General features: G+C 63.8%; 22 protein-coding genes and 1 tRNA gene. 11 read left to right on the top strand and 12 right to left on the bottom strand.

Going from position 1 to position 21,212, the window contains the following annotated elements; all coding sequences use genetic code 11:
• Positions 1-56: 56 nt before the first annotated feature.
• The 3 genes from GA0061098_RS31710 to panE all read left to right on the top strand — a co-directional run bounded on the left by GA0061098_RS31710 (position 57) and on the right by panE (position 3,138).
• Positions 57-1,406: an MATE family efflux transporter gene (locus tag GA0061098_RS31710; RefSeq protein ID WP_208610702.1), complete on the top strand. Its 1,350-nt coding sequence runs from the start codon at positions 57-59 to the stop codon at positions 1,404-1,406.
• A gap of 102 nt (positions 1,407-1,508) precedes the next feature.
• A complete protein-coding gene (locus GA0061098_RS31705; RefSeq protein WP_091965390.1) occupies positions 1,509-2,117 on the top strand; it encodes a 2-hydroxychromene-2-carboxylate isomerase in 609 nt (202 codons plus the stop codon).
• Between the two features lie 97 nt (positions 2,118-2,214).
• Entirely contained in the window at positions 2,215-3,138 is a 924-nt protein-coding gene (gene panE / locus GA0061098_RS31700; RefSeq protein WP_091965389.1) for a 2-dehydropantoate 2-reductase, read from the top strand.
• Positions 3,139-3,222: 84 nt separating this feature from the next.
• Here panE and GA0061098_RS31695 read toward each other — a convergent pair whose 3' ends face one another.
• The 4 genes from GA0061098_RS31695 to GA0061098_RS31680 all read right to left on the bottom strand — a co-directional run bounded on the left by GA0061098_RS31695 (position 3,223) and on the right by GA0061098_RS31680 (position 6,811).
• Positions 3,223-3,816 (bottom strand): c-type cytochrome, encoded by a 594-nt coding sequence (locus GA0061098_RS31695; protein ID WP_091965388.1) that lies wholly within the window; start codon positions 3,814-3,816, stop codon positions 3,223-3,225.
• Between the two features lie 207 nt (positions 3,817-4,023).
• Entirely contained in the window at positions 4,024-5,304 is a 1,281-nt protein-coding gene (locus tag GA0061098_RS31690) for a PQQ-dependent sugar dehydrogenase (RefSeq protein WP_091965387.1), read from the bottom strand.
• A gap of 369 nt (positions 5,305-5,673) precedes the next feature.
• Positions 5,674-6,660, bottom strand: a complete 987-nt coding sequence (locus GA0061098_RS31685; protein ID WP_165637722.1) for an NAD-dependent epimerase/dehydratase family protein — start codon at positions 6,658-6,660, stop codon at positions 5,674-5,676.
• 76 nt (positions 6,661-6,736) lie between these two features.
• Positions 6,737-6,811, bottom strand: a tRNA-Gly gene (locus tag GA0061098_RS31680).
• A 274-nt stretch (positions 6,812-7,085) separates the two neighbouring features.
• On the opposite strand from GA0061098_RS31680, the gene trxA reads away from it, so the two are divergent.
• Both trxA and GA0061098_RS31670 read left to right on the top strand, forming a co-directional pair.
• A complete protein-coding gene (gene trxA, locus GA0061098_RS31675; protein WP_165637721.1) occupies positions 7,086-8,009 on the top strand; it encodes a thioredoxin in 924 nt (307 codons plus the stop codon).
• A gap of 35 nt (positions 8,010-8,044) precedes the next feature.
• Positions 8,045-8,722 carry an LON peptidase substrate-binding domain-containing protein gene (locus tag GA0061098_RS31670; RefSeq protein WP_091965384.1) on the top strand — a complete coding sequence of 226 codons (678 nt, stop codon included), beginning with the start codon at positions 8,045-8,047 and terminating at the stop codon, positions 8,720-8,722.
• Between the two features lie 12 nt (positions 8,723-8,734).
• On the opposite strand, the gene GA0061098_RS31665 is transcribed toward GA0061098_RS31670, so the two are convergent.
• Positions 8,735-11,155 carry a bifunctional diguanylate cyclase/phosphodiesterase gene (locus GA0061098_RS31665; RefSeq protein WP_283808014.1) on the bottom strand — a complete coding sequence of 807 codons (2,421 nt, stop codon included), beginning with the start codon at positions 11,153-11,155 and terminating at the stop codon, positions 8,735-8,737.
• On the opposite strand from GA0061098_RS31665, the gene GA0061098_RS47040 reads away from it, so the two are divergent.
• Positions 11,132-11,263, top strand: a complete 132-nt coding sequence (locus GA0061098_RS47040) for a hypothetical protein (RefSeq protein WP_283808015.1) — start codon at positions 11,132-11,134, stop codon at positions 11,261-11,263. The genes GA0061098_RS31665 and GA0061098_RS47040 overlap by 24 nt on opposite strands.
• 176 nt (positions 11,264-11,439) lie before the next feature.
• Here GA0061098_RS47040 and GA0061098_RS31660 read toward each other — a convergent pair whose 3' ends face one another.
• The 4 genes from GA0061098_RS31660 to GA0061098_RS31645 all read right to left on the bottom strand — a co-directional run bounded on the left by GA0061098_RS31660 (position 11,440) and on the right by GA0061098_RS31645 (position 13,827).
• Positions 11,440-12,033 carry a cytochrome b/b6 domain-containing protein gene (locus GA0061098_RS31660; protein WP_208610701.1) on the bottom strand — a complete coding sequence of 198 codons (594 nt, stop codon included), beginning with the start codon at positions 12,031-12,033 and terminating at the stop codon, positions 11,440-11,442.
• 60 nt (positions 12,034-12,093) lie between these two features.
• Positions 12,094-12,372, bottom strand: a complete 279-nt coding sequence (locus GA0061098_RS31655) for a PepSY domain-containing protein (protein ID WP_018323571.1) — start codon at positions 12,370-12,372, stop codon at positions 12,094-12,096.
• Between the two features lie 183 nt (positions 12,373-12,555).
• Positions 12,556-13,359, bottom strand: a complete 804-nt coding sequence (locus tag GA0061098_RS31650; RefSeq protein WP_091965382.1) for an SDR family oxidoreductase — start codon at positions 13,357-13,359, stop codon at positions 12,556-12,558.
• A gap of 117 nt (positions 13,360-13,476) precedes the next feature.
• Positions 13,477-13,827: a hypothetical protein gene (locus GA0061098_RS31645; protein WP_091965420.1), complete on the bottom strand. Its 351-nt coding sequence runs from the start codon at positions 13,825-13,827 to the stop codon at positions 13,477-13,479.
• A 91-nt stretch (positions 13,828-13,918) separates the two neighbouring features.
• Between GA0061098_RS31645 and GA0061098_RS31640 the strand changes: the two genes are divergently transcribed.
• Together GA0061098_RS31640 and GA0061098_RS31635 are read left to right on the top strand one after the other, a co-directional pair.
• Positions 13,919-14,449 carry a TetR/AcrR family transcriptional regulator gene (locus GA0061098_RS31640; protein WP_091965381.1) on the top strand — a complete coding sequence of 177 codons (531 nt, stop codon included), beginning with the start codon at positions 13,919-13,921 and terminating at the stop codon, positions 14,447-14,449.
• A 125-nt stretch (positions 14,450-14,574) separates the two neighbouring features.
• On the top strand, positions 14,575-14,772 hold the full coding sequence (locus GA0061098_RS31635) for a Trm112 family protein (RefSeq protein WP_028139353.1): 198 nt from the start codon (positions 14,575-14,577) through the stop codon (positions 14,770-14,772).
• Between the two features lie 66 nt (positions 14,773-14,838).
• On the opposite strand, the gene GA0061098_RS31630 is transcribed toward GA0061098_RS31635, so the two are convergent.
• Positions 14,839-16,059: a ubiquinone biosynthesis hydroxylase gene (locus GA0061098_RS31630; protein ID WP_091965380.1), complete on the bottom strand. Its 1,221-nt coding sequence runs from the start codon at positions 16,057-16,059 to the stop codon at positions 14,839-14,841.
• A 193-nt stretch (positions 16,060-16,252) separates the two neighbouring features.
• Here GA0061098_RS31630 and tesB point away from each other — a divergent pair, with 193 nt between their 5' ends.
• On the top strand, positions 16,253-17,116 hold the full coding sequence (gene tesB, locus GA0061098_RS31625) for an acyl-CoA thioesterase II (protein ID WP_091965379.1): 864 nt from the start codon (positions 16,253-16,255) through the stop codon (positions 17,114-17,116).
• Here tesB and GA0061098_RS31620 read toward each other — a convergent pair.
• Together GA0061098_RS31620 and GA0061098_RS31615 are read right to left on the bottom strand one after the other, a co-directional pair.
• Positions 17,113-17,982: a DUF4339 domain-containing protein gene (locus tag GA0061098_RS31620; protein ID WP_091965378.1), complete on the bottom strand. Its 870-nt coding sequence runs from the start codon at positions 17,980-17,982 to the stop codon at positions 17,113-17,115. The genes tesB and GA0061098_RS31620 overlap by 4 nt on opposite strands.
• Positions 17,983-18,014: 32 nt before the next feature.
• A complete protein-coding gene (locus GA0061098_RS31615) occupies positions 18,015-18,914 on the bottom strand; it encodes a DUF4339 domain-containing protein (protein ID WP_091965377.1) in 900 nt (299 codons plus the stop codon).
• A gap of 236 nt (positions 18,915-19,150) precedes the next feature.
• Between GA0061098_RS31615 and GA0061098_RS31610 the strand changes: the two genes are divergently transcribed.
• Both GA0061098_RS31610 and GA0061098_RS31605 read left to right on the top strand, forming a co-directional pair.
• Positions 19,151-19,489: a P-II family nitrogen regulator gene (locus GA0061098_RS31610; protein WP_018323564.1), complete on the top strand. Its 339-nt coding sequence runs from the start codon at positions 19,151-19,153 to the stop codon at positions 19,487-19,489.
• 128 nt (positions 19,490-19,617) lie between these two features.
• Positions 19,618-20,919, top strand: coding sequence for an ammonium transporter (locus tag GA0061098_RS31605; protein ID WP_091965376.1), 1,302 nt, complete (start codon positions 19,618-19,620; stop codon positions 20,917-20,919).
• The last annotated feature ends 293 nt before the right edge of the window (positions 20,920-21,212 follow it).

Raw genomic sequence — 21,212 nt, 5'->3', positions numbered from 1 at the left:
GCCGGGCCGCGCATTGCGCGGCAACGGCTTCGCACGCCCTGATGAAAGGCCAATCCATGTCTGTCCCCAAGCCGCTCTGGACAACATTCCTCCGCTTCCTCGCACCCCTGATGCTGAGCAACGCGCTGCAATCGCTGTTCGGCACCGTCAGCAACGTCTATCTCGGCCAGATGATCGGCATTGACGCGCTTGCGGCGGCCTCAGTGTTCTTCCCGGTGATGTTCTTCCTGTTCGCCTTCGTCATGGGTCTGAGCACCGGCGCGACCGTGCTGATCGGTCAGGCCTTTGGCGCGGGCGAGCACGGCCGGATCAGGAGCGTCGTAGGCACGACGCTCGCGGTCGGCCTTCTGCTTTCAATCTCAGTGGCGCTGACCGGCGGGCTCTTCAGCCGTCAGCTGATGATGGCGCTCGCCACGCCCGCGGACATTCTCGACCAGGCCAGCGCCTATGCGCGCATCATGCTGCTGACGATGCCGCTCGGCTTCGTCTTCCTGCTGATGACGGCTATGATCCGCGGCGTCGGCGATGCGCTGACGCCGCTGCTGGCGCTGGCGCTGTCAACTGCGATCGGGCTGATCCTAACGCCGATGTTGATCCGTGGGTCGTTCGGACTGCCGGCGGCCGGCATCACCAGCCCGGCGTGGGCGGCTGCGATCTCGAACGCGCTCACGCTGATCGTCCTGGCGTTCTATCTGCTACGGAAGAAGCACGCGCTCGCGCCGAATGCGGCGCTTCTGGGTCACCTGCGGTTCAACGGCGCCATGCTCGGAAAAATTCTCGGCATCGGATTGCCGAGCGCTATCGGCATGGTGGTGATGGCGATCGCAGAGCTGGTGCTGCTCGGCCTCGTCAACCGCTTTGGATCGGAGGCCACTGCGGCCTATGGCGCCGTCAACCAGGTAATGGGCTACACCCAGTTCACGGCGATGTCGATTTCGATCGCGGTCTCGATCCTCGGTGCACAGGCTGTCGGCAGCGGCGACAGAGCCCGGCTCGACGGCATCGTGCGGACCGGGCTCGCTTTCAACCTCGTTTTGACCGGCGGGCTCGTGGCGCTGATCTATCTCGCGCCGCGCGCAATCCTCGGCATCTTCATCACCGATGCCGCCGTGCTCGATCTGGCAAAAGGCCTGCTCGATATCGCCCTGTGGAGCTCGGTGCCGTTTGGCCTCGCCACAGTGTTCTCAGGTGCCATGCGGGCGGCCGGCGTCGCGCTGATGCCAATGCTGCTCTCGATCTTCGCGATCCTCGCGATCGAGCTGCCGGCCGCGGTGATCCTGAGCCACACGATCGGCCTTGCGGGCGTGTGGGCCGCCTATCCCATCGTGTTCTGCGCCATGTTCGCCTTGCAGATGGGCTATTACCTCCTGGTCTGGCGCAAGCGGGCGATCCGGCGGCTGGTCTGATTTCCAGAGTATTATGCTCATCATTAAACGGTGGACCCGCAGGGCACGCTGCGTCACAATACAGGAAAAGCTAGATCAAATAGTTAGGTCACGGAGAACGATTTGACCCGCACAGCCCCGCAATTCCTGTTCGATTTCGGCAGCCCTAATGCCTATCTCAGCCACCTCGCGATCCCCGCGATCGAGCAGCGCATCGGCGTCAAGTTCGAATATGTGCCGATCCTGCTCGGTGGCATCTTCAAGTCGACCAACAACAAGTCGCCGGCCGAGACGCTCGCGGGCATCAAGAACAAGCGTGAATTCCATCAGGTCGAGACCGAGCGCTTCATCAAGCGCTTCCATGTCCAGCCCTATGTCTGGAATCCGCACTTCCCCATCAACACGCTGAACCTGATGCGCACGGCGATCGCAGCTCAGCTCGAGGGCGTATTCGAAAAATACGTCGAGGCGGCCTTTCACCACATGTGGCGCGAGCCGAAGAAGATGGACGATCCCGAGATCGCGGCGAAGGCGCTGGCCTCATCCGGGCTCGACGCCCAGAAGCTGTTCGCCCGCGCCGGGGAACCCGAGGTGAAGGGCAGGCTGATCAAGAACACCGAGGAAGCGGTCGCCCGCGGCGCGTTCGGCTCGCCGACCTTCTTCGTCGGCAACGAGATGTTCTTCGGCAAGGAGCAGCTGCGCGAGGTCGAGGAGATGGTGTCGGGAAAGTGAAGCGCGCGAATGGCGAGTAGCGAATAGCGAGTGGAAATCGTGCTCACTATTCGCTACTCCCTATTCGCCATTCGCCAAGAAAAGAACGGAGCATCCCATGCGTATCCTCGTGGTCGGCGCCGGCGCCATCGGCGGCTATTTTGGTGGCAGGCTGTTGCAAGCCGGCCGCGACGTCACCTTCCTGGTCCGGCCGCGCCGCGCCGGCGAGCTCGCAAGCGCCGGCCTCATCATCAAGAGCCCGAATGGCGATGTGACCTTGAAGAATCCGCCGACCGTGCAAGCCGACGCTCTCAAGGACAAGTTCGACGTCGTGCTCTTGAGCTGCAAGGCGTTCGATCTCGACGACGCCATCAAATCGTTTGCGCCGGCGGTCGGACCTGATACGGCGATCATCCCGATGCTCAACGGCATGAAGCATCTCGATATCCTCGATGCCAAATTCGGCAAGGAGCGCGTGCTCGGCGGCCTCTGCGCCATCGCGGCGACCCTGAACGAGAAACGCGAGGTGGTGCAGCTCCAACCGATGCAGTCGCTGAACTACGGCGAGCGCGACGGCAAGCTTTCAGATCGCGTCAAGGCGATCGACGAGGCCTTCAAGAGCGGCATCACGGGCACCGCCACCAGCCAGAACATCATGCAGGACATGTGGGAGAAGTGGGTGTTCCTGTCCTCGCTCGCGGCTTCCACCAGCCTGATGCGCACCTCCGTCGGCAACATCCTCGCCGCGCCCGGCGGCCGCGACTTCCTGCTCGGCATGCTCGATGAGACCAGCGCGATCGCCACCGCGTCGGGCTATACGCCGGGCGGGCCGTTCTTCGAGCGGGTGAAGGGCAACCTCACCGCCGAAGGCTCGCCGATGACGGCCTCGATGTTCCGCGACATCAAGGCCGGCCTGCCGGTCGAAGCCGATCACGTCATCGGCGATCTCATCGCACGCGCCGATGCCGCCAAGGTGCCGGTGCCCAAGCTGCGCATCGCCTACACGCATTTGAAGGCGTATGAGAAGCAGCGGGCGGGGTAGGCACACTCGTGTTCCACTGTCGTCCCGGACAAGCGCAGCGCAGATCCGGGACGACAAGCTGTGTCTGCGGCGACAGCTCCGCTGCTATTTCAAATGCGCGAGGTAGTGCGAGACCGCGGTGATTTCCTCGTCGCTCATGTGATAGGCGACATCGGCCATCGCGGCGACGCCGCCGCCGACCCGCTGGCCCGCTTTGTAGTCGCGCAACGCCTTGACCAGATATTCCTCGCGCTGGCCAGCCAGTCGCGCCACTCCCTTGGTGCCGGCGAAGCTGTCCGTATGGCATGAGGCGCAGCGGCGGCCGGCGGCAACTTGCGCGCCCTTTTTCGACAGGTCGGGATCTCCGTCCTCCGGTCCCTTCGGCGGCGTCAGTTGCGAGAAATAGGCGCCGAGATTGCGGATGTCCTCATTGGTGATCTCCTCGACGATCGGCTGCATCTGGTCGTTCTTGCGCGAGCCCGCGCGGAAGAACACGAGCTGCCACTGGATGAACTGATCAGGCTGGCCGGCCAGCGAGGGGATATTCTCCGTCTGCGAAATGCCGTTCTCGCCGTGACAGCCGGAGCAGACGGCAGCCTTCTCCTTGATCGCGGCATTGTCCGCAGCCTGAGCCGGGACGAATGCGAGCGCTGCAAGCGAAAGCGCGCCGATGACGTATGAAGAAAACTGGCGGCGCATCGCGGGAATTCCGATCTATCTAGCTCATTCTAGGGCGTGCGAAGCACGAGCTAAGATGCGCAATTGCGCATCCGAGAAACCATAACCCCGATTCGCGGTTATGGGTTCCGGGCTTGCGCTGGCGCGCAATCCGGAACGACAACGTGGCTTTGAAATAAAAGAGGCTGCGGCACCTTCCGGCCACCGCAGCCTCTTTCTCTTGTCGCGCTACTTCTTGCTGTAGCTGATGCGATAGATCGCGCCGGCCCAGTCGTCGGCGACGAGGATCGATCCGTCCTTGGCGAGGATGATGTCGTCAGGACGGCCGAGATAGCCCTGGTCGCCCTCGATCCAGCCGGAGGCGAAGACCTCCCGCTTGGGGTTCTTCCCGTCGGGCCCGACGATCACACGTACGATGCGCGCGCCCTGGTACTTGTGACGATTCCAGGAGCCGTGCTCGGCGATCAGGATGTTGTTCTTGTACTCGGCGGGAAACTGGTCGCCGGTATAGAACTTCATGCCGAGCGGAGCGACATGCGCGCCGAGGTTCAGCACGGGCGGCGTGAACTCGGAGCACTTGTGGCCCATCGCGAACTTGTCGTCAGGCAGATTGCCCTGATGGCAGTAGGGATAGCCGAAATGCTCGCCCATTTTGTTGATCATGTTCAGCTTGTCTGAGGGCAGATCGTCGCTGATCCAGTCGCGGGCATTCTCGGTGAACCAGAGCTTGCCGGTGCGCGGATCGACGTCGCCGCCGACCGAGTTGCGGACGCCCAGCGCCCAGATTTCGGCGTTGCCGGTCTTGGGATCGACGCGCCGGATCTGCGACACGCTGGTCGGCGGAATGCCGACATTGAAGGGAGGTCCGAACGGCAGGAAGAACCAGCCTTCCTTGTCGACCGCGATGTATTTCCAGCCATGCGCGGCATAGGACGGCATGTCGTCATAGACGACTTTGCCGTCGCCGAGCTTGTCGAGATTGGCCTCCGCATTGTCGTAGCGGATCAGCTTGTCGACCGCGATGACGTAGAGCGCGCCGTCCCTGAAGGCGAGACCGGTGGGCATGTTGAGGCCCTTGAGGACGGTCTTGACCTCCTTCTTTCCGTTGTTGTCCTTGATGGCATAGACGTTGCCGAGGCCGAACGAGCCGACGAACAGCGTGCCCTTGTCACCCCAGGCCATCTGCCGCGCGGCCAGCACGCCGGAGGCGTAGACCTCGATCTTGAACCCCGCCGGCAGCTTGATCTTCTTGACGATGTTGGCGAGCTCGGCATCGGACGCGCCGGTCGGCGGCCCCGAGGGCGGCGCGAGGCCCTTCTGCGCCTCGGTCTCGTCGCCGAGGAACCAGTCATCCGGCGGATGGGTCCAGAACTCCTTGGTGCCGGATTCGTATTTCTTCAGCGCCCGGTTCTTGTCCTGCTGCTGCGCATTACCAGCGCTGGTCCCCGCGAGAAAGGCAACCGCTGCAAGCGCCAGAACGGATTGAAAGACGGATCGATGGAATTTCATCGCGTCACTCCCCTAAGGCAGCCGTCAGGGCTGCGCATTATTTTATTTTGCTAGTCGAGAGGCGAAGTTTTAGGTCCGTCGGGACGACAGACGCAAAAAGGTTAGCACATCTGCGAACGGTGAGAAGCCGGCCGCGTGCGCCGCCGTTACGCTCCGGAAAAATTGAGACGGAATGTCAACGAACGAACGCCGCTCTCGCTGCAGCGCGGAATCAATTGGGGCGCGGATCGTTTCGCAGGCGGCAGGAGGGGGATGGTTATACAAAAACGCGAAAACAACCCCATTCACAGTAGAACGGCTCGAGCCGGCTCGCTCCCGGCGAGACTGGACAGACATCTGACGCGTCGAGCAAAACAGCAAATCCGGCGCCTACGAGGCGACCGGGTAGGGCCCGTCGTCGAACACCCCGTCATGATAGCCCTTCGAGCCGATCTCGCGTGCCAGCGGGCTGCGGAAATCGCGCTCAGTGCGCAGGCTGTCCAACACATGCGCGAAGTCGAATTCCGGCCGCCAGCCCAGCTCGCGCCGCGCGCGCTCGTTGACATAGACACGGTCGATCTCGGGGAGGAGGTTCCAGCCTCGCGCCGCATACAGCTGCGCGCAATCCGGATAGAGCTCGCGCACGACACCGGCCGCATTGCGCGCGAGCGCAGTGAGATGGCGCGGCTCAAACGGGCTGGTGGCGGAGACGATGTAGCGGGCGAAACCGATCTTCGGGGCGCGTTCGACAGCGAGCAGATGCGCGCTCACGGCGTCCGCGATGTCCAGCCGGCGATAGAGCAGCTCGTTGGCCTGCGCGTTCTCCAGCGTGTAAGCCGAGCGCATCACCGGATCGTCATCGTCTTCCGGAAAGAAGCGCGAGGTCCGCAAAACGACGACCGGCAGAGCGCGCTCGCGATAGAACAGCTCGCACAGCGTCTCCGCCATCAGCTTGGTCGTGCCGTAGATGTTCTTCGGCACCGGCGGCAGATCCTCGATGACCCAGACCGCCGCCTGTCCCGCCCCGGAGCGAAGCTGCGAGCCGAACGCGCTGGTGGTGCTGGTGAAGACGAAACTGCGCACGCTGGCGGCCGCCCCCGCCTCGAGCAGGTTGAGCGTGCCGGTAACGTTGGTGTCGACAAAATCCTGCTTGCCGTGGGTCGCCACATGCGGCTTGTGCAGCGTCGCGGTGTGGATCACGGCGGAGACGCCGTCCATCTGCGGCCGGACGAAGTCCGGGTCGACGATCGAGCCGACCGCGTCTGTGAAGGGCGATGGCTTCAGATCGATCCCGCGCACTGGGGAACCGCGAGCCCGGAGGGTCCGGAGGATGGCTTCCCCGAGGTGGCCTGCGCTGCCGGTGACCAGAATTGTCATTGCGAACCCAGGACAGCCGCCAGCGGCGTGGCCAACCACGTTTCCGTCCGGATCGGCTGGATGCTTTGGGAAAAATTGGAGCGGGCGAAGGGGCTCGAACCCTCGACCCCGACCTTGGCAAGGTCGTGCTCTACCACTGAGCTACACCCGCATCCTGTGTCGGTCGCGTGACGCGCCGGCAACGGCTGTCGTATGCCAAAACCGGGAGGGGAATGCAACAGCTACCGGCGATCTAGATTCGGTTCTTGGGGCCCCATATGGAGCCTGAATGCGGCGAAATGGCCCGAAAGTGCCCCGGAACTGGCGAATCGGCCTCGGTGGATTGAAATTCGGCCGTCGCGGCCCAATTTAGGAGCCGACAGCGAGCATAAGGTGTGGCGGCGTGCTAAAGACCCGCCATTCCGGACATAGACGAGGGGATCCCCGTGACGATCATCGACCAGGGTAATGGAGCGGCGGGCCCGGCTGCGGCCGATCTGATCAAGGACACCACCACCCAGACCTTCGTGAAGGACGTCATCGAGGAATCGAAGCGCCAGCCGGTGCTGATCGATTTCTGGGCGGAGTGGTGCGGCCCCTGCAAGCAACTCACCCCTCTGCTCGAAAAGGCGGTCAAGGCGGCCAAGGGCAAGGTCAAGCTGGTCAAGATGAACATCGACCAGCACCCGGCGATCCCGGGCCAGATGGGTATCCAGTCGATCCCGGCCGTAATCGCCTTCGTCAACGGCCAGCCGGCCGACGGCTTCATGGGCGCGGTGCCCGAGAGCCAGCTCAACGCCTTCATCGAAAAGCTGACCAAGGGTGTGACCGCGCCCGGCGAGCCCAATATCGCCGAGATCCTGCAGGAGGCCGAAGCCGTGCTCGCCGAGGGCGATGCGGCTGCGGCAGCGCAGATCTACGCCGAGGTGCTCCAGCATGATGCCACCAACATCGCGGCGCTCGCGGGCCTCGCAAAATGCTATGCCGTCTCCGGCGCAATGGAACAGGCCAAGCAGACGCTCGCCATGGTGCCGGAGTCCAAGCGCAACGACCCCGCGGTGAAGGCCGTGCAGACCGCGATTGATCTCGCCGAGCAGGCGCAATCGCTCGGACCGGTCGCCGAGCTGGAACAGAAAGTCGCCGCAAACCCGCTCGATCATCAGGCCCGATTCGACCTCGCGACCGCGCTCAACGCGCAAGGCAACCGTGCGGCCGCTACCGAGCAGCTGCTCGCGATCGTCAAGCGCGACCGCAAATGGAACGACGACGGCGCCCGCAAGCAGCTGGTGCAGTTCTTCGAAGCCTGGGGCGGCACGGATGATGCAACCGTCGAGGGACGCAAGCGTTTGTCGACGATCCTGTTTTCGTAGGCGCGGTTGACCAAGTCAGCGGGGACCGGGACCAGATGCCGATCAACATCGAATATCGCGGACCCGCCGACCTCCCGGAGATCATTCCGGTGTTTCCGCTGCCGGGCGCGCTGCTGCTGCCCCGCGGCCAGATGCCGCTCAACATCTTCGAGCCGCGCTACCTGTCGATGGTCGATGATTCCTTCCGCGACGGCCATCGCCTGATCGGCATGATCCAGCCTGATGTCACGCACTCGCCGAAGAATTCCGACAAGCCGACGCTGTTCCGCGTCGGCTGCGTCGGCCGCATCACCCAGCTCGCCGAATCCGGCGATGGCCGCTACATCCTCGAGCTCACCGGCGTCTCGCGCTTCAAGGTGGTCGAGGAGCTCGAGGTGCTCACCGCCTACCGGCAGTGCAAGGTGGATTTCTTCGCCTTCGTCGACGACTTCACCGCGCGCATGGGCGAGGACGAGGTCGACCGCGAGGCGCTGCTGGCCGTGCTAGCGGACTTCCTGAAGGCCAACAATCTCAAGGTCGACTGGGAAGGCGTCGAAAGCGCACCCAACGAAGCGCTTGTCAACGCGCTGGCGATGATGTCGCCCTATGGCCCCGCAGAGAAGCAGGCCATGCTGGAAGCGCCCGACTTGAAGACCCGCGCCGAGATTCTGATCGCGGTGACGGAGATGGACCTCGCCAAGAAGCGCACCAGCGGCGATCCTCCGCTGCAGTGAGGATGCGGGTGCTCACGCAGCGCAGACGGCTGCCTTGTCACCTCGCCTCAGCATTTTCGCAATGGCGGATGCGGGCATCGGCCGACCGAAATAGTAGCCTTGCGTTTCGACGCACCCCTCTTCGCGGAGGACGTCCAGTTGCTCCTTCGTTTCGACGCCTTCGGCGGTCGTCGTCTTGCCGAGGCTGACTGCGAAGCGAACGACTGCTCGCGCGAGATGGTGCGCGTCTGCCCTTGTGCTGGACAGTTCGTTGACGAAGCTGCGGTCGACCTTGATCTTGTCGAACGGGAATCGCTGCAGAAAGCTCAGCGATGAATAGCCGGTGCCGAAGTCGTCCAGGGCGATTCGCACGCCGAGCTCGCGCAGTTGACCAAGTGCTGCGAACACAGCTTCGCTGTCGTGCATGATCACCGTCTCGGTGACCTCGAGCTCGAGCCGGTGTGGCGAAATTCCCGAACTCGCCAGTGCATCGACAATGACCGGGACAAGCTCCTTGCTCCTGAATTGAGCGGGAGACAGGTTGATCGCGATCCTGAGATGGGCAGGCCATTTGGCGGCTTCCGCACAGGCCGTCCTCAAGACCCATTCTCCCAGCGGCACGATCAAGCCGGCCTCCTCCGCGAGCGGTATGAATTCGCCGGGCAAGACCAGGCCACGCCGCGGGTGATGCCAGCGCAGCAAGGCTTCGAAGCCGCGGATCTCGCCGGTCGCGGTATTGACGAATGGCTGGTAGTGCAGCTCGAATTCGCGGCCAGCAAGCGCATCCCGCATGTCGCGCTCCAGGTTGCGTCGCGCATGCATGAGCTGGTCGAGTTCCGGCTCGAAGAAGCGGAATGCGCCACGTCCACCACTCTTGGCCGAGTAGAGGGCGAGATCCGCGCTCTTCATGAGCACGTCGGAATCACTGCCATCGCGCGGTGCGATGGCAATGCCGATGCTGGTGCCCACCGTGACCCGGTGATCGCCAAGATCAAAGGGTTCGCAAAGCGCCTTCCTGATATTCTCGGCGAGGGTGGCGGCCTCGACGGCCGGGTTGGTCACGTAGTCGATCACGGCGAACTCGTCGCCGCCCAGTCGAGCGATCAGCGCGGTTTCCGTGGTGCACTCACGCAGACGCGCAGAAACGGCGCGCAGCAGCGAATCGCCTACCGGATGTCCAAGCGTGTCGTTGACTTCCTTGAAGCGATCGAGGTCGAGCATGAGCACGGCCAGATCGACGCCGCCGCTACGCGTAACCGCAATGGCGTGCTCCATCCGCTCCCTGAGCAGCACGCGATTTGGCAGATCGGTCAACGCATCGTGTTGCGCCATATGAGCGATCCTGGCCTCGGACCGGCGTTGCTCGGTGACATCAAGATGCGTGGCCACCCACCCGCCGCCGGCCATCGGCTGTCGCGTCACGCAGATCAACCGACCATCCGCGAACTCGTCGATTCTGCTCGAGACTGCATCGAACGGCAACGCGGCCAATTTCGACAGGAACTGCTCGGCTGCGCCCTCGCTGGTGTAGCTCTTGAGAATGCCGGTCACGACTCGATGCCTGATGATGTCGGCGTGCGGGGTCCCCGTTCGCAGCAGCTCCGGTGGCAGCCGATAGAGCAGGGCATATCGCTCGTTGCAGACCACAAGTCGCCTCTCCGCATCGAACATGCAGAGAGCCTCGACCATGTTGTTGATGGCCGTATCAAGCCTGAGCTTCTGGTCCTGCAGTTCGTTCTGCGAGCCTTCGAGCTGCTGCCGGGCAACCGAAAGCTGGTTGATGATCTCCTCGAACCTGGCGGTCCGGGTCGCCAGGCGACGATCGGCCAGCACGCCGACCAGGCTCATTCCCAGCACGGATAGCGCCACACCGGCGATAGCAAGCGCGAGGAAGGTCGGAGAAAGCGAAAGGCTATCCGTCGTCGCTCGCGTTGGATCTGGCGTGATCTGCACCGCCCCCATGGCCGTGAAATGATGCGATACGATCGCGAGTGTCAGCAGGATTGCCGCCGCAAGCGTGCCCCGGTAGCCCTGGTACCTGAGCGCGACAGCCAGCGCGGCGCAGCCGAGACACATGCCTAAAATGATCGAGACGAACACGAGGTCCACCGACCAGGCGACTCGACCCGGCACTTCAAGTGCCCACATCCCGAGATAATGCATGCTGGCAATGCCGCCGCCGATGATGACGCCCCCTGCCATCGCGCGCAACCGGCCGGACGTGCCGACTGCAACGCCGAAACCGACCGAGGTCAGGAGCATTGCTGCAGCGAGAGAAAACGCGGTCGGCACGATGCCGTAGCCCGTCGGAACGCCCGGCTCGTAGGCGAGCATCGCGACGAAATGCGTTGCCCAGATGCCGTATCCGATGGCCGCGCCGGCAATCGTGATCCAGATCCACCGCGTTCTTGCGCGCGTCGCGATCGCACGATGAAAGATGCTGACCGCGACAATACTTGCAGCGAAGCAGACCAGACCAGCGAGTACAACGAGCCGCCAATCGTGCTCGACCGCAAGGCAGGAGAAAACGCGGAACATTCAGTAGCGCTCCATCGTCGATAGTTATCGATGGTGGATCGGCTAACCGCCATTCACGTTAATTTTGTGCCGTGCCTGATTGCATGCTTACCGGCATGTTAACGGTACTCGCACAAGTTGATCTGACGAACGGCCTGAGGCCATGCCGCGACCGTGCCCGAACCGGGTGCAGGACGCGTGCAACGATCGGCAACGATATTTTAGGAATGGCCGCGGATGCGCTTGCGCCCGGTGATCATCGCGCGGACCAGACTCTCGCGCTGGAGCAGCCCCATCAGCACCACGCCCACGACGTGGAGCACGACCAGGACGATGACCGCATCCGATGAATAATGGTGGGTGTCTTCGACCCACCAGACGCCGAAGAAGGTGGTGGTGACCGACATCGCGCCCGTGATCGTCGAGACGGCGAGCGCGGCCAGCAGCGCCACCAGCATCAAGGTGCCGGCGGGATTGAGCCCGATATAGCGGCCGGTGATGCCGCGGCGCAGATTCCAGAGATAGCCTGGCGCCGCCCGAAGCCTCACTCTGATCATGCGGAATCGCGAATAGCGGCTTCCCCAAAAGCCCCAGGCCAGGCGAAAGGCGAGGAGTCCGAGCACCGCATAGCCGACGATGCGGTGAGTTCGGTCATAGACGGTGGGCGTGAACCACGCGGCCAGAACGCTGGCCGCGAGAGCCCAGTGCCAGAGGCGCAGCGGGAGGTCCCAGACCGCGACCGTCCGCGAAGCGGTTCGATCCGCGGGGGTCCGGACGGACACCCCGCGCGCTTTTGGCATCGCTTCTTCGATCAAGCGAAGACCATCCTCAAGCCTTGCTTTGCGCGGATCAATTCGCGCGGTTTGCTTCGCAGTTTACTTGGCGATCGTGTGCTTCAGGCTGAGATCTTCAGGGCTGTAGAACAGCTCGTAAAGCTTGCCTTCCTTGACGCCGTAGACCTCATAGCAGGAGCCTTCGATCTTGGAGCGCCGCACTTCGTAGCCGAGCGCCTTGGCCTTGGCTTCGGCCTCGCTGGCCGGCTTCCATGACGCCTTGTCGAGCTTGGTGCAGTCCTTGAATCCGTCGGCCATGGCCGCCGACCCCATGCCCATTCCAACCGTCAGTGCAATGGCAACAACACGAATGACCTTCACGAACGTCTCCTCCTCTGTCGTGCGCGCTACGCGAGCCGCGAAGCCGAACTGAAGGAAGCAAAGGTGATGGTGAAGTCAATCCGGTACGGGGCCAATTGGATTTAGAGTTGTTCTAACGACCGCCAAAAGATCAGCGCTGTCCGCAGGCAGCCCGCATTCGCAGGGGCGCTGCGGCCTTACGCCTCACGGCCGGGCCGGAGAATTGCGCTGCAGCCAGTCCGCCCAGCGGAGACGTCCGCGCACACCCTGACTGACGACAAAACCCATGCCGCGCGCCTTCGCCTCGGACAGGCCGATCGCCAGGATTTTCCGGTGCAATCCCCTCGCCGCCTGGTATTGCCGGGCGAAGGCAACGAGATCGAGAGCTTCGGGGCCGCCGATCTCCGCACGCACGCCGCGCTGCCCGTCGAACGCGCAAGCCAGAACGTGATCCGCGACGTCCGAGGTATCGACGGGATTGAACAGCGTCGTTGGGACAGGCCACACCGGAAGCCAGACCAGGCCCGAGAGCAACTTGTCGAGCAGGTAATAAAACGGCATCGCGCGAACGACGGACCAGGACAGGGCAGACGCACGCACCAGCCGTTCGCCGGCGAGCTTGACCCGGGCGTAGGGCAGGGTCGCCTGGTCGAGCCCGACGATCGAAACGTGAAGAAAGTGGCGCACCCCGGCCTCCCCGCAAAGCGACAGCAGCCGCTCCGTTCCCGCGACGTCGACGGCGGAGGGCGATTTGAAGAAATCCATCGGACGGATGCCGCCCCGCCGCGCGATCGGCGAGTCTGTCGCCGCATTGATGACCGTATCAACCTCACGCAGTGCCTCGCGCAAGCCGGCGCCTGTAGCGAGATCGCCGATCGCCCATTCGACATCCGACCGCGCGCCCCGCGACCGCGCCAAAACCCGGACACGATGTCCGTCGCCAACGAGACGATCGACGACGTCCTGCCCGAGATGCCCAGTGCCGCCGGTGACGAGTGTCAGTGGCATGCTTCTATTCCCATCGATCCTGCGCAGCGGTTAGACGCCGCGAATGCGTTGTCCCGTTGAAGGCTTGCAGATCGAAGCCCCGGGGTCGCATTCATGCGCGGCTCGGCGTTTCGACGCTCAGTAGCCGGCAACCGTCATCGCCACGACGGCGCTGAGCGCCATCCAGCCGAAATGCCGGCCGCGCGTGGCCCAGGCATTGGCGAAGGCGGCGAAACCGAGCACGCAGGCGAGCGTAATGACGATCCAATGCCGCGCCGGCTCGGACGCCATCCAGGGAGTCGCGAGCAGCAACAGGCCTCCGCCGATCCACGCCACCGTCGAAGTCTGCCAGACCAGGCGGATCAGGGTGCGGAGCCGTTCGGGCTCGATGCGGGCATGGGCGAAGACCTTGGTCTCGCCGAGGACGCCATGAATGAGAGCTACGGCGATGGTGGCGAGGCCGGCGCATTGCAGCAGGAGATCACGCATCATCATCTCTCCATACAGTTATGTATGGTGAGATAGGCCCTGGCCTGCGGCCTGTCAATACACTAGTGTATGGTTGTCTCCGGGAACCGACATGACCGAACAGCTCTCCGCCGACGACTGGATCCAGGAAGGTCTCAAGGCGCTCGCCAAAAGCGGCTTCACCGCGCTCAAGGCCGATCCGTTGGCAAAATCCATGGGCGTGTCGCGCGGCAGCTTCTATTGGCATTTCGCCGATCTCGGCAGGTTCCAGGCCGCCGTGCTGAAGCGCTGGCGCGAGATCGCGGCCGAGCAGATCATCGCCGATGTCGAGGCCGCCAGCGACGAACCGCTCAAGGCGCTGCTGCGGAGGTCGTTCGGCGCGCGGCTCGAGCTCGAGCGCGCGGTGCGCAATTGGGCGGCCTTCGATGCGGCCGCGCAAGGGGCCGTGCGCGCGATCGACCGCCGCCGGCTCGACTACATCGAGGGGTTGCTGGAAAAACGCGGCCTCACCCCGGCAACCGCGCAGGCTCGGGCGCAGATCCTGCATTGGACGTTCCTCGGCTTCGCCCTGTCAGGCGCGCCGGTGCCGGCAGCGCGGCTCCAGACCCTGCTCGACGAGGTCTTGACGATGGTCTCCGCGTAGATTTCTTATTTTGACGCGTTTTCTTTGCGCGAAGCGGTAACCTACTGCGCTGGAAAACGCTTTGGCAGCCGCGATGGGCGGGCGCGGAATTCTATGCTAGAGGCAGCCGATTGCCGGAGACTCCAATGAACGCGTCCACCGAACGTCCCGAAGCCAGCGTCGATCCCAAATTGCTGGAGATTCTCGTCTGCCCGCTGACCAAGGGCCCGCTAGAGTTCGATTCTGCAAAGCAGGAGCTGATCTCGCGCAGCGCCAAGCTGGCTTATCCGATCCGTGACGGCATCCCGATCATGCTGCCGGAAGAGGCGCGCAAGATCGATTGAGGCGGCGAATAGGGAATGGCGAGTAGCGAATGGATCCACTCGCCATTCGCTGCTCACCCTTCGCCCTTACAACGCCTCGCCCTTCAGCAGCCGCGGCACCTCGCCCGTCAATCCCGCGGCCTGGCGGATGAAGAGGTTCTTCAGCGGCGGAGCGCGGTCGACGAGGCCGAGGCCGATGTCGCGGACAGTGCGCAGCAGCGTCGACTGGTTGGAGAACAGGAAGTTCAGCGAGTTGGTGGCAACGCCCATCGCCATGGTGTCGAAACGGCGCCAGCGCTGGTAGCGCTCGAGCACGTCGGCGGCGCCGAGATCCATGCCGAGCCGCGCGGCATCGACCACGACTTCGGCCAGCGCGGCGACATCCTTCAGGCCCATGTTGAGGCCCTGGCCTGCAATGGGGTGGATGACATGGGCGGCATCGCCGACCAGCGCGAGGCGGGTGCCGATGAACGAGCGCGCCACGAAATAGGACAGCGGAAACGCGCGCGGCTTGTCGAGCGCCTTCACCTCGCCGAGATGCAGGCCGAAACGCTGCTCAAGCTCGGCGTGAAACTCTTCGTCGCTGAGAGCAATGATGCGCGCGGCCTCAGCTCGCCGCTCGGTCCACACCAGCGACGAGCGTTTTCCCGACAGCGGCAGGATCGCGAACGGGCCCGCCGGCAAAAAATGCTCTTCGGCGCGGCCCTCGTGATCGCGCTCATGGCCGACGGTGACGACGATGCCGGATTGATCATACTCCCAGCCATGAGTGGCGATGCCGGCGCGCTCGCGCAGCTTTGACCTTGCACCATCGGCGGCAACCAGCAGGCTGGCCGCGATCACGCTGCCGTCCCCGAGCGTCACGTCGATGCCCTCGGCGCGCGCATCGTAGGATGCGACCGTGGTGGCGCGTAGATCGATGCCCTCGGCCTCGGCACGCACCACCAGCGCATCGATCAGGCGGCGGTTCTCGACCATATGCGCAAAGGGCTCGCCCGGCGCGACATCGCCGGCAAAATTGAGGAAGACCGGACGGGTGGCGTCTTCCAGTTTCGAGTCGGTGACGACCATGTCGAGGATCGGCTGCGCCTCGCTCCTGACGTCGTCCCAGGCGCCGATCGCCTCGAACAGGCGGCGGCAGGCGGCCACGATCGCGGTGGCGCGGGGGTCGCGGCTCGGCCGCGTGGCGAGCGCGGGATCGGCGACGATGACGGGAATCTCGGGCCCGAGCCCCTGTCGCAGCGCCAGGGCCAGCGCAAGCCCTGCAAACGCGCCGCCACCAATGACAATGCTACCCTGTACCGACATACCCAAATTCCCGGTCAAATCCTGGTCTTGCTAGCAGACTTGAGGTGGGCGAAACAGTGCGGTGAAACAAGGGCGCCTCCTGTCATTCCGGGGCGCGCAAAGCGCGAACCCGGAATCCAGAGGTTATCTGGGGGAGATTCCGGGTTCGATGCTGCGCATCGCCCCGGAATGACGACAATGCGAAAGCACCATCATGTCCAAAAGCCTGATCGACCTCATTTCGATCCTCGACCTCGAGCAGCTCGAGGTGAATCTGTTCCGGGGTAACAGCCCGAAGACCAGCTGGCAGCGGGTGTTCGGCGGCCAGGTGATCGGGCAGGCGATGGTCGCGGCCTGCCGCACGGTCGAGGGCCGGCTGCCGCATTCGCTACATTGCTATTTCGTCCTGCCGGGCGATCCGCAGATCCCGATCATCTACCAGGTCGAACGCCTGCGCGACGGCAAGAGCTATTCGACCCGCCGTGTCACCGCCATCCAGCACGGCAACGCGATCTTCTCGATCATGGTGTCGTTCCATGCCGAAGAGGAGAGTGCGTTCGACCATCAGGACAAGATGCCCGACGTGCCACCGCCGGAGAAGCTCACGGCGGAGGAGCTGGCAAAGCAGCCGATGTTCAAGGAGATGCCGGAGTTCATCCGCCGCTACTATGAATCCGACCGTCCGATCGAGCTGCGCCCGGTCGAGCTCGGTCGCTATTTCGGCCAGAAGATCGACGACGGTCGCATTCACGTCTGGATCAAGACCGCCGCGAAGCTGCCCGATGATCCAGCGCTGCACATGTGCGCGCTCGCCTACGCCTCGGACTTCTCGCTGCTGGATGCGATCATGGCACGCTATGGCCGCACGCTGTTCGACAAGCGCATGATGCCGGCCAGCCTCGATCACGCGATGTGGTTTCACCGCCCGTTCCGCGCCGACGAATGGCTGCTCTACGCGCAGGATTCGCCGAGCGCGCGCGGCGGCCGCGGCTTGACCCGCGGCTCGATCTTCAAGCCGGACGGCACGCTGGTCGCCTCTGTCGCACAGGAAGGCTCGGTGCGCGAACGGAAGCCCTAGGCATTGGCGACAGTGCTGCGCTCAATGAGCACGAATTGCGTCGTGCCCCAGGTAAAATACCAGCGCAGCAGCCACGGGATCGGAATGATGAAAAGACAGCCGAGGCAAAACGCGACTGTGCGCCAAAGCAGATCAAGACCGGTGGCGGTGAAGACCATCTCGCGGCGCGTCCCGCTGACGTGGCGGCAAATCCACCGCGTCCACGCGGCCATGACCCAGGCCCAGCCGATGATCGTGAAGACCGCGAGGAACGTCAGGATCTGCCAGCCGACGAAGCCCCAGACGCTGCCTGTGAACGTCATCCGCATCGGCTGACCGCTCGAGCTGATATTGGCGACCACCCAGCGAATGAGCACCCAGGATAAAACGGCCTGAACTAGCACTCCGAAAATCTGGAGGAGGCTGTCGATATAGCCCAGACAGCCCGCCAGTCCCATCGCGATGAAGACGTACCAGATGTCTCCGACCTGTCCGGTGAAGGCGAGGTTCGGCCGCTGCGGAACGTGCATGCGCGGAAACAGCCAGCGATAATATCCTGTCCCGGTCCAGGGCGACGGGATCACCAGCAGACTGCCGATCATTACCAGGATCCACCATCCCGTGAACGACCAGACCGGCAGGTCCACCGATAGCGGACCGCCGCTGTCGATGCCCGGACTTCCACCGACCGGCAATGACGGCTGCGCTGCGGCGCCGGGGATGAGGCCCGGCACCTCGCCGGCTTTCTGCCAGCCCGCCATCCCTTCCGCCCAGACCAGCGTATCGGCGCGCACGATGCCCTGGGCGATGAGGTCGCGAAACTGCGGCTCGGGAAACGGCCCCTTCTGCTGGCCGCCCGACGCGTGAAACCAGATGCGGTTCGACATCTTGTCCGTTCGCTACAAGCGGCCAGCAGCCGTCACATGGCCGCCTGCGACCCGCGCGGCGCAAGAACGGTCTCCGATGCGAACCAGTTCATGATCCAGCGATACACCCACGGAATCGGGATGATGAGGCTGCACAGGATCGCGGCGACGATGCCGCGCCAGAGGATGCCGAGACCACTGCCCTTGAAGACGATCTCGCGCCGCGTGCCTTCGATGCTGCGGCAGAACCAGCGCATCTGGGCTGCGGCAACCCAGGCCCAACCGACGATGGTGATGATGGAGATCCCGAACAGCAGGCTCCAGCCGATATAGGCCCAGATCGAACCCGTGAAGCTCAGGCCCAGCGGCTGCTCGTTGGAGGCGAGGTTCGCGACCATCCATTTGATCAGGAGCCAGTAGAGGACGATCTGGACGATGAACAGCAGATTGCTCAGCAACTGGCTGCCGACGAAGGCGAGCGCTATGGCGAGAACGATAAAGCCGAAATACCACGGCACCAGCGTCATCGCATTGCCGGTGAAGCTGAGGTTCGGCCGCCCAGGGACCTTCACGCAGGACACGATCCATTTCGTGTACCAGACGAACGCCCACGGCGCCGGAATGACGAAGATCATTCCGATCATCAAGACGATGCTGCGCCAGGTGAACTCGAGGACGCCGAAATCGACCGCCAGCGATCCCGCCACTCCGCCTCCGCCGCCGGCATAGCCACCGGAGCCCATCATCGGCGGGCCGCCCGCCGGGATCATCGGCGGCGCGCCGCCACCCCCGACCAGGCCGGGGATTTCGGCGGCCTTCTGCCAGCCGGCCATGCCCTCGGACCACACCAGCGTATCCGGGCGCACGACGCCCTGGGCGACGAGATCGCGGAATTGCCCTTCCGGAAAGGGCCCCTGCTGCTTGCCCTCGGATGCGTAGAACCAACTCGCCATGAAGCGTCCCCTCAAAATACTTATGTACCGCTTGGCAGGCGCGGGTTCACCGCATCCATGCCAAAAGTGCATTGTGAAGGATGAACGGATGCCCTGTACAGAGGCGGCCGTTCATAAGCTCAAACGTTTTTCCGCTTCAGTCTGCAACTTTTTTATGCCATTTGCCCGGAAAGATGCCAGATTGACGCTGCGCCGGGGACATACGGCGCGGCGCATCCCGAAGAATAGGCCTGACCATGAAACTCGTCGTCGCGATCATCAAACCCTTCAAGCTCGATGAGGTCCGCCAGGCCCTGACGGCGATCGGCGTCCACGGCATGACCGTGACCGAGGTGAAGGGTTATGGCCGGCAGAAGGGCCACACCGAGATCTATCGCGGCGCCGAATATGTCGTGAACTTCCTGCCGAAGCTGCGCATCGAGATCGCGGTCGCCTCCGACGTCGCCGACAAGGCGGTCGCCGTGATCACCTCGACCGCGCGCACCGGGCAGATCGGCGACGGCAAGATCTTCGTCACGCCGATCGACCACGCGCTGCGCATCCGCACCGGCGAAACCGACAGCGACGCGCTCTAGATTTGTTTTGACGCGTTTTCTGCACGCGATCCGGTATCCGCTTCGCTCGAAAACGCTTTGATCTTCTTCGATCGCACCGGGCAACGACGCCACAATGTGCGACGCCAATTGATGCCGGGGGGAACGACATGGCGGGATATTTGCGCCGCGCAGCTGCCATGGCTGCGCCGATCGGACTTGTGTCGATCATGGCTTCGCCGGCACGCGCCGCTGCCCCCGAGATCAACACCGCCGATACCGCCTGGATGATCGTCGCCACCGCGCTGGTGCTGATGATGACGATCCCGGGGCTCGCGCTGTTCTATTCCGGCATGGTGCGCAAGAAGAACGTGCTCGCCACCATGGCGCAGAGCCTCGCCGCGGTGACTTTGATCTCCATTCTCTGGGTCGCGTTCGGCTATTCGCTGTGCTTCGTCGGCGACGGCCCGTGGATCGGCACGCTCGACCGCTGGTTTCTCGCCGGCATGACCATGGACAGCGTCAACCCGGCCGCGAAGACCATCCCGGAATCGCTGTTCATGCTGTACCAGATGACCTTTGCCATCATCACGGTGGCGCTGGTCGCGGGCTCGGTCGCCGACCGGATGCGGTTCTCCGCCTATCTCCTGTTCTCCGTCGCCTGGTTCATCTTCGTCTACATTCCGCTGGCGCATTGGGTGTGGGGCGGCGGCTTCCTCAATAGCATGGGCGTGCTGGATTTCGCCGGCGGCCTTGTCGTGCATCTGTCGGCCGGCACCGCCGGCCTCGTCGCCGCCAAGGTGATGGGGCGCCGTCACGGCTACGGCACCGAAAATCTCTCGCCGTTCGATCTTTCGCTCGCGGTGATGGGCACCGGCCTGTTGTGGGTCGGCTGGTTCGGCTTCAACGGCGGCTCGGCGGGTGCGGCCAATTCACGCGCGGTGATGGCGATCATCGCGACCCATCTTGCCGCCTGCTCCGGCGCGCTGACCTGGGGCGCGATCGAATGGTCGACGCGGCGCAAGCCTTCGGTGCTCGGCATGATCTCCGGCGCGGTGGCCGGCCTCGGCACCATCACGCCGGCCTCCGGATTCGTCGCGCCCTGGCACGGCATCGTCATCGGCATCATTGCGGGTGCGGTCTGCTATTGGGCCTGCACCTGGCTGAAGCACCGCTTCAACTATGACGATTCGCTCGATGTGTTCGGCGTCCACGGCATCGGCGGCCTGACCGGGACCCTGTTCGCCGGCGTGTTCGCGACCAGCGCCATCGGCGGCACCGCCGGCCTGCTGGAGGGCCACCCGCAGCAGCTCCTGATCCAGTTCTATGGCGTCGCCGTCACCTTCGTCTGGTCGGCTGGCGTGAGCTTCATCCTGCTCAAGCTGGTCGGCCTGTTCGTGCCCTTGCGCGTATCCCGTGAGCACGAGCTTGAGGGGCTGGATATTTCGCAGCACGGCGAAGCCCTGCAATAAGCGGCGACGCTACTTAATTACCTCTACACTGCCCGACGCATGAGCAATATTGTGTCGGTAGCCTGTCATGCTCGCATTTTGAGCAGGCATGACCACGTTTTGGGCGCGACGGAATAGCGCACTGCACCGCAATACGCGTTCATCGCGAAAACACCCGTTTTCATAGCCCGTTAGGCAACGCGCCCGATCTGGCACGGCATTTGATTCTAAGGGTCCAGGCTGTGCCCGCGTAGTGAACTTTCTCCCTCGTGGCGAACCAGTCGAGAACGCCCGGCCACGTCCGGACCGGGCCC

It is taken from the genome of Bradyrhizobium shewense (assembly GCF_900094605.1).
Taxonomy (GTDB): Bacteria; Pseudomonadota; Alphaproteobacteria; order Rhizobiales; family Xanthobacteraceae; genus Bradyrhizobium; species Bradyrhizobium shewense.
This window is presented reverse-complemented; position numbering and strand designations above follow the sequence as displayed.

Bases quoted from the DNA above. Each gene is read 5' to 3' on its own strand.
- GA0061098_RS31710 (WP_208610702.1), top strand. From the start codon at position 57: ATGTCTGTCCCCAAGCCGCTCTGGACAACATTCCTCCGCTTCCTCGCA.
- panE (WP_091965389.1), top strand. From the start codon at position 2,215: ATGCGTATCCTCGTGGTCGGCGCCGGCGCCATCGGCGGCTATTTTGGT.
- GA0061098_RS31695 (WP_091965388.1), bottom strand. From the start codon at position 3,816: ATGCGCCGCCAGTTTTCTTCATACGTCATCGGCGCGCTTTCGCTTGCA.
- GA0061098_RS31690 (WP_091965387.1), bottom strand. From the start codon at position 5,304: ATGAAATTCCATCGATCCGTCTTTCAATCCGTTCTGGCGCTTGCAGCG.
- GA0061098_RS31685 (WP_165637722.1), bottom strand. From the start codon at position 6,660: ATGACAATTCTGGTCACCGGCAGCGCAGGCCACCTCGGGGAAGCCATC.
- GA0061098_RS31670 (WP_091965384.1), top strand. From the start codon at position 8,045: ATGCCGATCAACATCGAATATCGCGGACCCGCCGACCTCCCGGAGATC.
- GA0061098_RS47040 (WP_283808015.1), top strand. From the start codon at position 11,132: ATGAAAGATGCTGACCGCGACAATACTTGCAGCGAAGCAGACCAGACC.
- GA0061098_RS31650 (WP_091965382.1), bottom strand. From the start codon at position 13,359: ATGCCACTGACACTCGTCACCGGCGGCACTGGGCATCTCGGGCAGGAC.
- GA0061098_RS31645 (WP_091965420.1), bottom strand. From the start codon at position 13,827: ATGCGTGATCTCCTGCTGCAATGCGCCGGCCTCGCCACCATCGCCGTA.
- GA0061098_RS31640 (WP_091965381.1), top strand. From the start codon at position 13,919: ATGACCGAACAGCTCTCCGCCGACGACTGGATCCAGGAAGGTCTCAAG.
- GA0061098_RS31635 (WP_028139353.1), top strand. From the start codon at position 14,575: ATGAACGCGTCCACCGAACGTCCCGAAGCCAGCGTCGATCCCAAATTG.
- GA0061098_RS31630 (WP_091965380.1), bottom strand. From the start codon at position 16,059: ATGTCGGTACAGGGTAGCATTGTCATTGGTGGCGGCGCGTTTGCAGGG.
- tesB (WP_091965379.1), top strand. From the start codon at position 16,253: ATGTCCAAAAGCCTGATCGACCTCATTTCGATCCTCGACCTCGAGCAG.
- GA0061098_RS31620 (WP_091965378.1), bottom strand. From the start codon at position 17,982: ATGTCGAACCGCATCTGGTTTCACGCGTCGGGCGGCCAGCAGAAGGGG.
- GA0061098_RS31615 (WP_091965377.1), bottom strand. From the start codon at position 18,914: ATGGCGAGTTGGTTCTACGCATCCGAGGGCAAGCAGCAGGGGCCCTTT.
- GA0061098_RS31610 (WP_018323564.1), top strand. From the start codon at position 19,151: ATGAAACTCGTCGTCGCGATCATCAAACCCTTCAAGCTCGATGAGGTC.
- GA0061098_RS31605 (WP_091965376.1), top strand. From the start codon at position 19,618: ATGGCGGGATATTTGCGCCGCGCAGCTGCCATGGCTGCGCCGATCGGA.